We start from the raw sequence: 14,562 nt of genomic DNA on the forward strand, positions 1-14,562 counted from the left end.
CGGCAAGCACTTTATCCCGTAAGTCATCACTATAGGCGGCTGGCATTGGGCGTAGGGGTACAGTGGAGACACGACTTTTCTATACTGTCCTAATAACACCTTTGGCTGCTATACCAGTCAATGGGCGCTGGGTGGTCGCTCCAGGCGCGCTACCAACATCGACTGGGACGATCCGAATTTCGAGGAGCAGGCGTACGATCCGTGGGTCGCTTATAGCCGGTCGAAAACCACCAATTCATTGTTCGCTGTGGAGTTTGACAGGCGGCATCGCGATCGCGGCCTTCAGGCTGCTTCGGTGATGCCCGGAAACAGTCTGACGGATCTACCCCGCCATTTCTCGCCGGAGGACTTGCAGGGCCTTTTGCAGACGGTTGACGCAGCGCGCACCGAAGCGGGACTGCCGCCGAAAGCGTTGAAAGAAATTCCGCAGGCAGCCGCAACGTCGGTCTGGGCCGCAGTCGTGGCTAACAAAGACGAGATTGGTGAATACTGTCTTGAAGATTGCGCGATCGCGCCGATCGACGACACGCCCAATCCATTTGCCGACGGCGTCAGGTCGTATGCGCTCGACGCTAACAAAGCTAAGCAGCTTTGGGCGAAAAGCGAGGAATTGATCAGCGCTGTGTCCTGAAGATTATCGCGTAAGAATTTGACAAAATATCCTAAAAATCTGAAAGAAACCGTGCATTAAAACTCATTACACTTTGGTTAATCAGACGAGAATCCAATGCGGTATTCATAGGAGATTTCAATGCCTTACGTTAGTGTTGGCCAAGAAGATTCTGCAACCATTGATCTCTACTACGAAGATATTGGGACAGGTCAACCGATTGTTCTCATTCACGGATTTCCCCTCAACGGTTATTCCTGGGAAAAGCAGGTTTTAGTGCTGCTAAATGCGGGGTATCGAGTGATTACCTACGATCGCCGAGGGTTTGGTGCTTCTAGCCAACCCTCGTTTGGCTATGACTACGATACGTTTGCAGCAGATTTGAACGTGCTAATGACCAAGCTTGGCTTACATGATGCTGTGTTAGTCGGCTTTTCAACGGGAACAGGCGAAGTCATGCGCTATCTTGGCAAATATGGCTCAGAGCGGGTGCAGAAAGCCGTTCTGATGGCCCCAGTGCCGCCCTTTTTGCTGAAGATCGATGATAATCTCGAAGGCGTTGACCAAAGCATTTTCGATGGCATCATGAAAGCGATTTTTGAAGATCTTCCAGCCTATTTTGCTGCGTTTTTCAGAGAATTCTTCAAGGTGAATATGTTGCTTGACGATTCTCGTTCCGAGAGGTTACACCAGCGCATTAGCGACGATGCCATTCAGGCCAGTTGGAATGTTGCCGTCGGTGCGTCTACCAAAGGAACGTTAGATGGTGTACCGGCCTGGCTGACTGATTTTCGTGATGATCTGCCCCGCATTGACGTGCCAACTTTGATCATTTATGGAGATAGCGATCGCATTTTGCCGCTTGAGTCCACCGCAGCAAGACTCCTGAAGCTGATTAAAAACAGTCAACATGTTGTCATTCCTGGCGGACCGCACGCCATCAACAGGACTCACGCTGATCAGGTCAATCCCGTGTTACTAGACTTTCTTCAGCTCAGTTCTAAGATCAAAGGAATTCGTCACCATGTCTAAAGTGTCTTCTGACCACCCGCAGAAGACCCCCGCCGCGTCCGCACCAAACAAAGTCTCCCGTCCAGACTGGCTCGAAGTCGTTGTCGGTCTCGTCGTCTGCGCAATCGTCGGGTACGGAGGTGGCTCGCAGCTATCGCGGCTCGGGCTCGACCCCGTGGTCTACGGATTGGTCTTCACTGCGCTGTCTGGTGTCGCTGGCATCGCCGGGTTTGCTGCCGCTGTGCTGCTCCGCATCCGTCCCCTGCGCGCCTTTGGCGTTCGCCGAACCTCCAGACGCTGGCTCATCACCGGGGCTGGGGCGGGAGTGGTCACCTTCGTGGTCAAAGGTCTGGCGGACCTGACCTACATCGCCATCACCGGGGATAGCTCCACCCCTCAGACCATGTACGCCGAAGGTGGCAGTGGCGGAATACTGTCTCTAATTCTGGCGACGATGTTCCTCGGTCTCCTCACACCCCTTGGCGAGGAGCTGCTCTTCCGGGGCGTCGTCGCCAACGCGCTGCTGCGCTACGGTCCGTTCATCGGAGTCGTGGGCAGCACGTTGGATTTTCGCCCTCGATCACGGCATCAATATCGTCTTCCCTTCAGCTGTGGTAATGAGTCTTGTCGGTGCCGAGCTGCTGCGCCGCAGTGGCTCGGTCTGGCCCGCTGTCGTCGTTCATGTCGTCTTCAACCTGCCCACGATTCCGGTAATGGTGCTCGCCGGTATGGGCTGAACTATCAGCAACCAGATTAAACGAGCAAATCACCATGTCTCACGTTTCTTCTAATCACCCACGAGATCTTGACCTACCCATGCACGACGCAGGTCCAACAGCCCCCGCTAGGAGAACCCTGCTCACTCGCAAAAGCTACAGCAGTACTCGCCATAGTGTGGGTTGCCTCCAGTGCCAAAACTAAGGATTTAGAAGCCACTATCGACAATCGTACTGAACAGAGAAACACCATGGATAAGCCCGAGTTTTTTGCCACCCCCGGGTATGGGGAATACATGCTGGATGAATTGCATTACTCGCAAGCGGTAAAAATTGGCGATCGCGTGGAGACATCTGGCCAAGGTGGTTGGAATGACGATCTGCAAATTCCCGAATTGCTTGCGGACGAGATTGCTCAAGCGTTTCAGAACGTAGAGCGAACGTTGGCGACTGCCGGTGCTAGTTGGGAGCATGTGGTTCACGTTAATTCTTACCATGTTGGCGGGTTGCCCGCGGAGGTTAACGATGCGATGGTTAGGCTATATCTCCACTACATGCCCAACCACGTCTCCATTTGGACACAGATAGGAGTCGCGGCGCTTGGACTGCCAACGATGCGGATTGAAATCCGCGTTACTGCAATTGTTCTGTGAGGTTCGCATAAACGGCAGCGCTGTCGCTTGTGCGTAGAAAGAGCGTGACGATGAGAAACAGCCGGATGCCGTTCTTGAGCGCGAACCTATTCATAGGATGTTTGCCTTCATGTTGGGTGATTTCGTAAGATAGCCTTTGATCACGCAACGTGAGTGGTCATAAAACAACGGATATGATTCGCGATCGCATCTCCACACTCTTCTAGGGCAAAGTGTCCGGTATTAAGGAAGGTGTCGAGGCTGATGGCTGCCAGACTTTGAACACCATTGGTGTATTGCCAACGAGTTCCTTACAGGGTGAGGAGAAAATTGAGTTTATCTGCATTCCCAGGGAAGCAATCGCAGCAGTATGCCCTGACGGGTTCCCAAAATTGGAGTATTGCCATAGGTTCATCGGCATTGACCTTCACGCTCAAGGTTTAAGCGTCCAATAAGCCAGTCTGCGAAATTTTCCTACATTTCACCACTGAAGATCTGCCAGTCAAACGCAATTAAGAAATGCAGTTGCTACTTAAACGTCAACTGCTGAAGTTCCTTTTGATTCCAGTTGCCTAACCTGGCGGCAGCTTCGTAGGTGCTTTGCAAGAAATCTAACAACGCCTGATCGGGTGATTCTGCCTCACGGACAGCGTCATAGGGCAAAATAAATTCACCCAGTTCCTTATTGTAAAATGCAGCATCGGGACGAACCTCAGCCTGCTTAAACCCATCGGGTTCTGGGTACGCATAGGAAAAAAACGCTGGGTATGATAATCCGGCTCCGGGCCAGAATCCAGCACTACTGACTTCCTGGGAGTAGGCTTCCTTTGCCACTACATCCGGCAAATTTGGCACCCCTCCCGGATGCTCTGGAGCCGATCGCCCAGAAAAGCGAGTCACGGCTAAATCAAAACTTCCCCAAAAAAAATGAACGGGACTAACCTTGCCGGAAAAATGTGAACGAAATTCTCGAAAGACGCGATCGGACTGTAGCAGCACTCGCCAGAATCGATTGGCATAGTCCGCATCATAAGCAGCATGGGTTTCATCCTGCTCAAATTGAATCGGATCTGAAACTTCGTTCGGTTTGGTGTTAATGGTGATATGAAGGTCGAGTGCACTGAGCGTTTCCATCACGTTCTGGTAGAAATCAGCGACAGAGCGAGGGTAGAGAGCGATCACCCGTCTTGCCCCTTCGCTGGTTTGAATCAGCAGCTCATGATCGATGAAATCGAAGTCGATTTGAAAGATCCGGCTACCATAGGGAATCGTGGAAGTGGTCAGTCCCCGAACGGTTAAATAGAGGGGAATATGCCAGGAATGATTAATCCACGGAGTTTGGGCCAATCGGATTTTGCCGATGATTTGCGTCCACATGTGTAGGGTGGCATAGGTATCCTGCCATGCGTCTAGGGGTAAACTCGGCCAAATATCTGTTAGGGCAGGCTGATTTGACATTATGGTTTCCTCGCGAGTAGAAAAGGGGTACGTGATCAATAGTTCTTCTGTTGTTCGTCGGCAAAACACCACAGCCATTGTTCTCCCAATTCGGCTGAACTGATCACCGTGTGTCCGCTCTCTTCGTAATGGCGGCGAGCGTGTTGATTTTTAGACGAGTCGCAGCACAGCATTTTGCCGCAGGTTTGGCAAATTCTCAAGTGAACCCAGCGATCGCCAACTCGAAGGCATTCCTCACAGCGAAATACCGGGTAATTGGCTTTTGAAATCATATCCTCTAGCGTCAATTCGTTCAGGTGTTGACAAGACATCGAGGATTCCTGTGAATGTGCAAGATATGTACTTGATCAAATGGGATACAGCCATCTGCGAAAGAGTTGGGTGAGGCGCGGCATAATCACGTAGGTGAGCAGGGCAACCGTTAGACCTGTAACTAACAACGTTCTAAGCAATGCCGGAAGCTCCGCTAAGAGCGGTACTAGCAAACGATTGAGAATAGATATCGTGAAAAACACTCCCAGCCATGTCACGATTGCCATTTTGTAGCGCGGAGGTGGAGCCTTCATCGGTTTGTTGGGAAGCATGAACCAGGTTTCTAGACCTGTCAGGGTTTGAATGGTTTCAGGCTTTTCAATCAAAGGTTGTAACCGCTCTAACCATTCTTGCCGCACGCTGGATTCTAGCCAGGCTTTGAGGTTGTCGTAATGATCAAATTTGACAATTGCCACATATTCAGGATGAGCGTGATCACCGGGACGGATCACACTCACCCCTAAATGTCCCTTAAATTGGTGGGCAGCAATCGCAATTCCGTGCAACCACTCCTCATACCCCTGTTCACGCCCAGTTCGAATGAGGTGAGAAATAATGGCGGTTACCTGATAGGTGTCTTCGTCGGTACCCACAACCAGTGGATCTAGCATCACACATGACCTCAAAACTTTAGCTACCCAAAAAGTGATGATAGTTAATGCGCGATCGCTGCTCTTAAAGCAGATTGGGCATTAGCGATCGCCAGCTCACGGGCTTCATCCCCCATATTCAAGCTATCGGCATAGACGAACTCAACATCCGTTATCCCAATAAACCCAAAAATGAGTTTTAGATAGGGTGTTTGTAAATCATAGGCATGAGTCGGGCTACCTTCGGGGTAGGCTCCGCCTTGAGCCATAATGATCGTCATTTTCTTGTTGTGAACCAGTCCCTTGTAACCTGTTTCATCAACGGAGAATGTACGTCCCGCTCGCACAATCTGGTCAAGATAGGCTTTGAAGTTAGCGGGAATGCTGAAGTTATACATGGGGATACTGAAAACGTAGCGATCGGCTGATAAAAACTCGTCGATCAATTCGTCGGAAATTTGAATTGCAGCGGCTAACTCAGGTGTATGTTGATCGGAGGGAGTAAATGCAGCCGCGATCCAGTCTTCGCTCACAAAAGGAACAGGGTAGTGCCCAATATCACGGTAGGTGATGGTGTCGTTGGGATGAGTGGTTTTCCACTGGTCAATGAACTCTCTAGAGAGCGTGCGAGAGATGGAGCGATCGCCACGCGGACTCGCATCTAAATGGAGAATGTGGGTCATAGAATAAATCTCAGATTGTGAATGAAGAATGCAGCGGCCTCAGCAAACCCCTCGATCTCGAAAAACTGGTGCAGGCCGTGGTCGAACTCACCCAGGCTCGTTTACCGAGCGACGCTCAGCGCTTGTAGCACGGCTTGGGCCGCCGTCTCGGAAGAGGCCGGATTTTGCCCGGTGATCAGGAGGCCGTCATGCACCACGTGGATCTGCCAATCCTCGGCTTTAGAGTAGTTGCCGCCGTTCTGCTTTAGCATGTCTTCTACCAGAAAGGGCACTACATCGGTCAGGCCCACGGCATCTTCCTCGCTGTTGGTGAAGCCGGTTACGCCTTTATTTTGCACCAAAGGCTTACCATCGGGCGCTTTGGCATCGCGCAGCACCCCAGGGGCGTGGCACACGGCGGCCACGGGCTTATTGGCCCCATAGAAGGCTTCGATCAAGGCAATGGAGTGGGTATCGTCGGCGAGATCCCACAGTGGGCCGTGGCCACCGGGGTAAAACACGGCGTCGTAGTCGGCAGCTGACAGCGTAGCCAGCACAGCGGTGTTGGCCAGAGCTTTTTGGGCGTCAGAATCCTTGCTAAAGCGAGCGGTGGCCTCGGTTTGGGCGTCAGGCTCATCGCTTTTGGGGTCTAGCGGGGGGTGCCCGCCCTGGGGCGAGGCTAGGGTAATGTCGGCTCCAGCATCTTTGAACACGTAGTAAGGGGCCGCGAATTCTTCTAGCCAGAAGCCAGTTTTTTTGCCGGTGTCTCCTAGCTGGTCGTGGGAGGTCAAAATCATCAAAATTTTCATGGTTATTCCTGAGTTAAATGAATTGCAAGTTGTGGTCAAAACGGCGATGGGGCTTAGTCGCTAACCGCCGATCAGCTCGACTAGGGCCAATTGCAGAATGAAATCAAAAGCTAAACATCTCTGCTTGTGCTTTTAAGTGAAACGTCTGTTTACCCTCAAGGGTTGATGACGTAAGCGATCGCGCCATGAACTGAGTCTGCAAGACAACGCCAAATTTCATCACTTAAGATCCGCAAGTTAAGCACAGAGTTAAGATTTTCGTGTCACATGCCCAAAGAGCATTCGCCCAGTTGCACCTTGAATATTCATGCCTTCAAGCATGAAACTGTGCAATTTACTTGCTCGATCCATTTGCATGGCTGTTTGCACAAAATCAATGTAGGTGGTTGCCTTCAAGCTGTCGCCTATAGCAAGTTAAATTTTTTACAGTGCAAATTGATAGATTAACCATGCCATCGCAGAGTAGAAGGCTGGCTCTAACTTAAGTTAGAATCCGAGTTTGATCGAAAGTACATTCATACAACCGATCGACCATCCCTGTCTGAATGCAAAATCCGGTAGCGATGTCCCACACCTTTGATGCGGGCGACGACCTATTTGCCCTCGGATGAAGCGGCTGTCACTACAAGCTATTGCCGTGAACCGACGATGACAGACCCTAGCTGCCTCAACGCTTCAGCGCTACGGCTCTCGATTCCGAGGCAGCCTGTGGGAGATCTTGAATCTGAAGCCCCAGTCCCCTGAGGGACAGCAATTTTTCAGGCACTACTTGACTATTGAGAAGCATCTGCTGCTGTTCCTCGACAATGAGACGGTGCCGCCGACCAATCATTCCAGTGAACAGGCACTGCTCTGGAGCGTGGTTTTTCGCAAGGTCTCCATGGCTTTTGCTCCGATTGGGGTGCGGAGTTGTTCACTCGGGTAGCGATATACTTTGGGAAACGGATGACAGTCCTTCATCGGGAGAGCATTCAATGATTACCCTGCCTGGAATTACTATCCACAGCAAAATCTATGAGAGCTTAGCTTCTTTGGTGTATCGGGGCCTCAGAGAGCAAGATAACTGTGCAGTGATTGCCAAAGTTCTCAAGCAGGATTATCCCTCTCCTCAGGATTTAACTCGCTATAGGCAGGAGTATGAAATTACTCGCTTTCTCAATGTTGAAGGCGTAGTCAAGGCATACAGCCAGCAAGACTATCAGCGCACGCTGGTTATTCTTTTGGAAGACTTTGGTGGAGAGTCTTTAGAATGCTGGATGCGGCAAAAATTAGACTTCTGTCCCATGCCGCTGTCGGTTTTTTTGAATATGGCGATCGCCATTACGGATACTCTAGGCAAAATCCATGCGGCTCATGTCATCCACAAAGATATTAATCCTGGCAACATTGTCTTTAATCCGAGGACTGGCGTTGTCAAAATCATTGATTTTGGCATTGCCACTCGCTTCGGTCGCACCAATCCCACATTCAAAAGTCTCTATCTTCTAGAAGGAACCCCCGCCTATTTGTCACCAGAGCAAACCGGACGAATGAACCGGATGCTCGACTATCGCACCGACTTTTATTCACTGGGTGCAACCTTCTACGAACTGTTGACGGGACAATTACCGTTTTCCACTACAGATCTCCTAGAGCTAGTCCACTGCCATATTGCCAGACCGCCAACTCCCCCGCATGAATTGAACGCGACGATTTCCGAACCTGTTTCAAACCTGATTTTGAAACTGATGGCAAAGAATGCGGAGGATCGCTATCAAAGTGCTTGGGGCATCAAAGCAGATTTAGAACGCTGTGCCCAGCAACTGGCAGAAGTGGGTTTAATTGAACCTATGCCATTGGGACTGCAAGATGTTTCCGAGCAATTCCGCATTCCTCAAAAACTGTATGGGCGAGAAGCGGAGATTGCAGCATTATGGGTGGCGTTCGACAGAGTAGCAGGGAATGAGGGAGTAGGGGAATGGAGAAGTGGGGGAGCAGAAGAAGACATTACCCTACCACCGCATCGTGAAATGATGCTGGTCTCCGGTTATGCTGGCATCGGCAAAACGGCATTGGTACAGGAACTCCATAAACCGGTCACAGCAAACCAAGGCTATTTTATCTCTGGCAAATTTGACCAATTTGGGCGCAACATTCCCTACAGCGCCATTGTGAACGCCCTGCAAAAGTTAGTGCAGCAACTCTTGAGCGAACCGGATGAGCAGGTGGAATTGTGGCGATTGCGTCTACTCACTGCTTTGGGCAGCAACGGACAAATCATCATTGATGTCATTCCCGAAGTTGAGTTCATCATTGGCAAACAGTCACCTGTGCCCGAAGTTGGGGCAACTGAGGCACAGAATCGCTTCAATCTCACGTTTCAAAGATTTGTGCGGGCGTTTTGTGCAAAAGAGCATCCCCTAGTCATCTTCTTAGACGATCTACAGTGGATCGATTCTGCGACGTTGAAGTTAATCGAACTCATCTTACTTGATGAGAAAATCCAGTATCTGTTTTTGATCGGAGCCTACCGAGATAACGAACTGACTCCAACGCATCCGTTGGTCTTAATGCTAGAGAGCCTGCGAAACCAGGGAGCAGTACTTCAGGAAATTATCCTGACTCCCTTAACACTGGAACCGTTGACTCAACTGGTGGCTGAGACATTACATTGCAATCCTGATACCGTTCGTTCTTTAGCCCAAGTCGTGTTGCGTAAAACCGAGGGCAACCCTTTCTTTGTTGGTGAATTTTTGAAGCTGCTGCATAGCGAAAACCTGTTGACCTTTGATGCCCAACAGTTGAGCTGGCAGTGGAACCTAGCTGAGATTGAAGCTCAAGCTATCACCGATAATGTGGTGGAGTTGCTGCTGCGTCAGTTGCAAAAATTACCGGGAGCAACACAGCAAGTTCTCTCCATCGCGGCTTGTGTTGGGTCTGAGTTTGATTTAGAAACGTTAGCGCTTAGCGCAGAGCGCAACTCCGAAGGAACCGTTTGCGAAAAATCACCGAAAGCAATTTTTCAGGATTTATCAGAAGCAATACAAGCGGGATTAATTCAACCTCTATCTGAATTGGACGAAGACTTGTTGGTTCAAGAGTATAAGTTTTTGCACGATCGCGTTCAGCAAGCGGCTTATGCTTTGATTGATGAATCACAGAAACAGGTTGTTCATCTCCAAATCGGTCGCAATTTGCTCGAAAAAACTTCACCGGAGCAACGATTCGATCGACTGTTTACTATTGTGGATCATCTCGATCAAGGAACGGAGCTTGTCACTGCTCGCTCAGAACGAACTGAAATTGCCAGATTGAATTTAATGGCAGGTCAGAAAGCAAAGGCAGCAACGGCTTATGAAGCAGCTTTTAAGTATTTCACTACAGGGCTTAAACTCCTCAATTCAGAGAGTTGGCTTAGTGAGTATGATCTCACCTTAACGCTGTACTCAGAAGCAGCAGAAGCGGCGTATCTCCAGGGTTGCTTTGATGAGATGGAACAGTTGGTAGAAGTGGTACTTGATCGTGCCAAAACAGTGGTTGACAAAGTGCAAGTTTACGATAATAGCATTCAAAGATATTTGTCACAGGGTAACCTGAGAGAAGCACTCAAAACTGGATTGGAAGCGTTAAAGCTCTTGGGAATAGATTTAATAGAAAATCCAAGTTGGGCAGATATTCAAAGGGAATTGGAGTCAACAGCTGCACTACTTGCTGAACGAGAAATCGAAGACTTGATTAATTTACCAGAGATGACTGCACCAGAACCACTGGCAGCTGTGTCAATCTCAACAAATATGGGGTCTGCTGCATTTATAACGTTACCAGCACTGTGGATACTGATTGTATGTAAGAGGGTAAATCTGTCAATTAACTACGGTAATACTACCTGGTCACCACATAGTTATGCTGCTTACGGATCTGTTCTATGTGGAGTTGTTCAAGACATTGAACTCGGTTATAAATTTGGACAACTGGCTCTCAGCTTGGCAGAACGGTTGAATACAAAAAAAGGGAATGCTAAAGCATTAATGTTGTCGAGTATCCAAATCATGCACTGGAAAGTGCATCTTAGGAACACAATACCCATGCTGGCTGATGCCTATCAAGATGGAGTAGAAACTGGAGACTTTGAAACTGCTGGTTATGCTGCATATTACTTGTGCTATAACTCGTTTTTTGCTGGAGAGGAACTTGCCCAACTGGAACAAAAAACAGCATTTTACAGCAAATCGATTGACCAAATTAGACGAGAAAGTCCCTCGAATTGGCTGACAATATTGCGGCAGACCATTCTTAACTTGCTAGACAGGGCTGAGAATCCCAGCCGCTTAATCGGTAGATTATATGTTGAAGATGAGGCGTTGCCACACGCTATTGCAATTAAAGATGGAACTGCAATCCAAATACTCTATTTGCACAAAGTTATGTTGTGTTATCTATTTGAAGAACACCATCAAGCTGAACAGACTGCTATTTTGGCAAGGCAACATTTTGAAGATGTGACAGCAATAATAAGTCTACCTATATTCTGTTTCTATCATTCTCTAGTGCTTTTGAGCCTATCGCTTGAGGCTTCAAACTCTGAAAAATCAGCTTGGCTAAGTTGTGTTAGCTCCAACCAAGAAAAGATGCGAAAGTGGGCGAGTCATGCCCCAATGAATTATCTCCACAAATTTTATTTAGTCGAAGCAGAGAAAGCGCGAGTCTCAGGGCAATTCTTTGAGGCTGAAGAGTTTTATGAACAAGCAATTGCAGGTGCTGCTGAGCATGAGTTTATTCAAGAAGAAGCATTAGCTTATGAATTAGCGGCTAAACATTATCTGGCGCGAGGTCGGGAAAAATTTGCTCAGCTCTACATGAAAGAAGCACACTATTGCTACGATCGCTGGGGCGCAACTGCTAAAGTTAAAGACTTAGAAACTCGCTATCCACAGTTCTTTTCTCAGTCGTCTAGAGCCGTTTCCGCATCAATTCCTATTACTGCTGAAACTATCTCTAATCCCTTCCATACTGCTTTCGATTTAGCAGCAGTGATGAAAGCTTCACAGGCGATTTCTCGTGAAATTGAATTGAAGCAATTGCTGCGATCACTGATGCAGACTGTAATTGAGAATGCTGGCGCACAAACCGGATATCTGATTTTAGAAAACTCAGGAGAATGGTTGATTGAAGCGGCTTGTGAACTCAATGCTGATGAGAATTCTTGTGCGACTCAGGTGTTACAGTCTATTCCAATTGCCGATCAATTGCCAGAATCAATCATTCAATATGTGATTCGGACTCTAAAGCCTGTCACCTTAAATGATGCGACTCGTGAAGGTGCTTTTATTAATGAGTCATACATTCAACAGAACCAGCCTCAATCTGTTTTCTGTTTGCCGCTGCTAAATCAAGCCAAGCTGGTCGGTGTATTGTATTTAGAAAATCGGTTGGCAGTTGGAGTATTTACACCAGAGCGATCGCAGGTCTTGCAGCTATTATCGACTCAAGCAGCGATCGCCATCGAAAATGCCAACCTTTACTCAGAACTGCAGGCTAAGGAAAGCAAGATCACCCAGTTCCTCGAAGCGATTCCGGTGGGAATTGCGATCGTAGATGCGACGGGTTGCCCTTACTATGCCAACCAATGCAGCAATCAACTCCTAGGCAAAGAAACTGACACTTCCATAGCACTGGAGCAACTCTCAGAGGCTTATCAGCTTTATGTAGCGGGAACGGATCAAATTTATCCACCGGAGAGCCTGCCTAATGTGCGGGCATTAAGGGGCGAACGCATCAGGACTGAAGATATAGAAATTCGTCGAGATCATGTCTCAATTCTAGTTGAGGCACGAGGAACACCAGTTTTTGATCAACAGGGCAATATCACTCATGCGATCGCTACCTTTCAGGACATTACAGAGCGCAAACAAGCCGAGAAACTCCTAGCCGACTACAACTGCACTTTAGAGCAACAGGTTGCAGAACGAACTGCTGCGTTACAACAAAGTGAAGCCAAGTTCCGAGCGATCTTTGAAAACTCGCAAGTCGGCATCTACCGCACCCGCCTCTCGGATGGATTAATTCTCGATGCCAATCAACGCTTTGCCAATCTGTATGGCTTTGACTCACCAGAGGAGATCATTGGGATTGAACACACTGCAGGCTACTATGTCAATCCCAGCGATCGCCAACAATTCCTTGAGTTGCTGAAGCGGGATGGGGAAGTGCGAAACTTTGAAGCCCAGGTTCAGAAACGAGATGGGACATTGTTTTGGGTACTTTTCTCTTCTTATCTGAATGCAGCCGATGGCTACATCGAAGGGGTGGTTGTAGATATTAGCGATCGCAAACAAGCAGAAGCCGCTCTACAAACGAGTGAAGAACGACTACGCTTAGCCTTAACCGCTTCAAATCAAGGGCTCTACGATCTCGACTTAAAAACTGAAGAAAGAACTGTCAACCCGGAATACGCTTTAATGCTGGGCTACAATCCAGCAACATTCCACGAACCCATTTCCGAATGGATGGCTCGTTTGCATCCTGATGACAGAGACTCAGTTGTCACAACCTACCGTGCTTACATTGCTGGAGAAATCCCCAGCTATCAAGCAGAGTATCGCCAGCGTACCCAGGATGGTCAGTGGAAATGGACTCTTTCTGTTGGCAAAATTGTTGCCTGGGATGAATCAGGTCAGCCCATACGGATGTTAGGAACCCACGTTGACATTAACGATCGCAAACAAGCAGAAGAAGCCCTACAAGCCTCAGAGACAAAGCTACGGACTCTAATTGAAGCAATTCCCGATCCATTGTTTGTAATGTCTGCTGAAGGGCGATTGCTTGAAATAGTGGTACTGGAACCAAGTCTGTTATGGCAACCCTTTGAGGAGATGATTGGTCAAACCATGCATCAACTCGGAAAGGCACAAGCTGATGAATTTCTAGGTTATATTCAGCAGGTACTGAGCACCCAACAAACCCTCACGGTCGAGTACAGTGTGTTTCTAAATGGGCGAGAAGCCTGGTTTTCAGCTCGCATTGCCCCAATCGACCACGAACAGGTGATTTGGCTGGCGCGAGATATTACGGATCGCAAACGTGCCGAAGAAGCCTCAATTTTAGAGGAGCGCAACCGCATGGCACGCGAAATTCACGATACACTGGCTCAGGCGTTTACAGGTATTCTGGCTCAGGTGGGCGCGGCAAACCAGGTGCTCACGGATGATGTAGAAGCAACTGGGGCACACCTGGATCTGATCAAGGAATTGGCACGCACTGGACTGGTTGAAGCACGGCGATCGGTCGTCGCGCTCCGTCCTCAGCTTTTGGAAGAAGGCAATTTACAGAGCGCTCTCCATTGTCTCATCGCTCAGACTAGAGCTGCCGCAATGGATACCACTTTGCACTATGAGATTGAGGGTGCGGTGTATGCTCTCCCGACTGAAGTCGAGAATAACTTACTACGGATGGGGCAGGAAGCCTTAACCAATGCGATTCGACATGCCCATGCTGACGAAATTCGAGTGGAGCTAATCTACGAGCGCGATCAGGTTTGCTTGCGCGTGAGAGACAATGGGCAGGGCTTTGGCGTTGGGAGTCTTCCAGCCTCTGAGGGTTTCGGCTTACTCGGCATGAGCGAACGGGCAGAGCGCATCGGCGCACAACTGACGATTCGGAGTCAACCCGGGCAAGGAACAGAGATTATTGTCACCGTCAACCCTTGAGTGAGCATCACGATGAGCCAAGCTACGCCCATTCGGGTTTTGATTGCAGACGATCATGCTATTTTTCGGCAAGGATT

The 14,562-nt window shown here is 48.9% G+C and carries 10 protein-coding genes and 3 pseudogenes; 8 read left to right on the plus strand and 5 right to left on the minus strand.

The genetic code is table 11. From position 1 onward, the window contains the following. Positions 1–154: 154 nt before the first annotated feature. From H6F76_RS10060 to H6F76_RS10075, 5 genes and pseudogenes are all read left to right on the plus strand, one after another. A pseudogene (locus H6F76_RS10060) lies at positions 155–631 on the plus strand (shikimate dehydrogenase); the annotation flags it as partial. Between the two features lie 120 nt (positions 632–751). Further along, the gene (locus tag H6F76_RS10065; protein WP_190507888.1) at positions 752–1,642 is read left to right on the plus strand and encodes an alpha/beta hydrolase; all 891 of its coding nucleotides are present in this window, start codon (positions 752–754) and stop codon (positions 1,640–1,642) included. 433 nt (positions 1,643–2,075) lie between these two features. Next, a pseudogene (locus tag H6F76_RS31445) lies at positions 2,076–2,122 on the plus strand (hypothetical protein); the annotation flags it as partial. Between the two features lie 116 nt (positions 2,123–2,238). Next, entirely contained in the window at positions 2,239–2,358 is a 120-nt protein-coding gene (locus tag H6F76_RS31450; RefSeq protein ID WP_347276004.1) for a hypothetical protein, read from the plus strand. Between the two features lie 230 nt (positions 2,359–2,588). Next, positions 2,589–2,990 (plus strand): RidA family protein, encoded by a 402-nt coding sequence (locus tag H6F76_RS10075; protein ID WP_190507889.1) that lies wholly within the window; start codon positions 2,589–2,591, stop codon positions 2,988–2,990. Between the two features lie 507 nt (positions 2,991–3,497). Here the strand turns inward: H6F76_RS10075 and H6F76_RS10080 are convergent. The 5 genes from H6F76_RS10080 to H6F76_RS10100 all read right to left on the minus strand — a co-directional run bounded on the left by H6F76_RS10080 (position 3,498) and on the right by H6F76_RS10100 (position 6,800). Next, entirely contained in the window at positions 3,498–4,427 is a 930-nt protein-coding gene (locus tag H6F76_RS10080; RefSeq protein WP_190507890.1) for a DUF5996 family protein, read from the minus strand. 35 nt (positions 4,428–4,462) lie between these two features. Next, positions 4,463–4,738 (minus strand): UBP-type zinc finger domain-containing protein, encoded by a 276-nt coding sequence (locus tag H6F76_RS10085; protein ID WP_190507891.1) that lies wholly within the window; start codon positions 4,736–4,738, stop codon positions 4,463–4,465. A 36-nt stretch (positions 4,739–4,774) separates the two neighbouring features. Beyond that, on the minus strand, positions 4,775–5,353 hold the full coding sequence (locus H6F76_RS10090; protein ID WP_190507892.1) for an antibiotic biosynthesis monooxygenase: 579 nt from the start codon (positions 5,351–5,353) through the stop codon (positions 4,775–4,777). Between the two features lie 41 nt (positions 5,354–5,394). Beyond that, positions 5,395–6,012: an FMN-dependent NADH-azoreductase gene (locus tag H6F76_RS10095; RefSeq protein ID WP_190507893.1), complete on the minus strand. Its 618-nt coding sequence runs from the start codon at positions 6,010–6,012 to the stop codon at positions 5,395–5,397. Between the two features lie 101 nt (positions 6,013–6,113). Next, positions 6,114–6,800, minus strand: a complete 687-nt coding sequence (locus H6F76_RS10100) for a type 1 glutamine amidotransferase domain-containing protein (RefSeq protein ID WP_190507894.1) — start codon at positions 6,798–6,800, stop codon at positions 6,114–6,116. A gap of 579 nt (positions 6,801–7,379) precedes the next feature. Between H6F76_RS10100 and H6F76_RS29995 the strand changes: the two genes are divergently transcribed. From H6F76_RS29995 to H6F76_RS31455, 3 genes and pseudogenes are all read left to right on the plus strand, one after another. Continuing rightward, on the plus strand, positions 7,380–7,544 hold the full coding sequence (locus H6F76_RS29995) for a hypothetical protein (RefSeq protein WP_206754363.1): 165 nt from the start codon (positions 7,380–7,382) through the stop codon (positions 7,542–7,544). A 230-nt stretch (positions 7,545–7,774) separates the two neighbouring features. Further along, positions 7,775–14,485, plus strand: a complete 6,711-nt coding sequence (locus tag H6F76_RS10110) for a PAS domain S-box protein (protein WP_190507897.1) — start codon at positions 7,775–7,777, stop codon at positions 14,483–14,485. Positions 14,486–14,497: 12 nt separating this feature from the next. After that, positions 14,498–14,562: pseudogene (locus H6F76_RS31455) on the plus strand (DNA-binding response regulator); the annotation flags it as partial.

Source organism: Leptolyngbya sp. FACHB-321, assembly GCF_014695975.1.
Classification (GTDB): Bacteria; Cyanobacteriota; Cyanobacteriia; order Leptolyngbyales; family Leptolyngbyaceae; genus Stenomitos.

Bases quoted from the DNA above. Each gene is read 5' to 3' on its own strand.
- H6F76_RS10065 (WP_190507888.1), top strand. From the start codon at position 752: ATGCCTTACGTTAGTGTTGGCCAAGAAGATTCTGCAACCATTGATCTC.
- H6F76_RS31450 (WP_347276004.1), top strand. From the start codon at position 2,239: ATGAGTCTTGTCGGTGCCGAGCTGCTGCGCCGCAGTGGCTCGGTCTGG.
- H6F76_RS10075 (WP_190507889.1), top strand. From the start codon at position 2,589: ATGGATAAGCCCGAGTTTTTTGCCACCCCCGGGTATGGGGAATACATG.
- H6F76_RS10080 (WP_190507890.1), bottom strand. From the start codon at position 4,427: ATGTCAAATCAGCCTGCCCTAACAGATATTTGGCCGAGTTTACCCCTA.
- H6F76_RS10085 (WP_190507891.1), bottom strand. From the start codon at position 4,738: ATGTCTTGTCAACACCTGAACGAATTGACGCTAGAGGATATGATTTCA.
- H6F76_RS10095 (WP_190507893.1), bottom strand. From the start codon at position 6,012: ATGACCCACATTCTCCATTTAGATGCGAGTCCGCGTGGCGATCGCTCC.
- H6F76_RS10100 (WP_190507894.1), bottom strand. From the start codon at position 6,800: ATGAAAATTTTGATGATTTTGACCTCCCACGACCAGCTAGGAGACACC.
- H6F76_RS29995 (WP_206754363.1), top strand. From the start codon at position 7,380: ATGCGGGCGACGACCTATTTGCCCTCGGATGAAGCGGCTGTCACTACA.
- H6F76_RS10110 (WP_190507897.1), top strand. From the start codon at position 7,775: ATGATTACCCTGCCTGGAATTACTATCCACAGCAAAATCTATGAGAGC.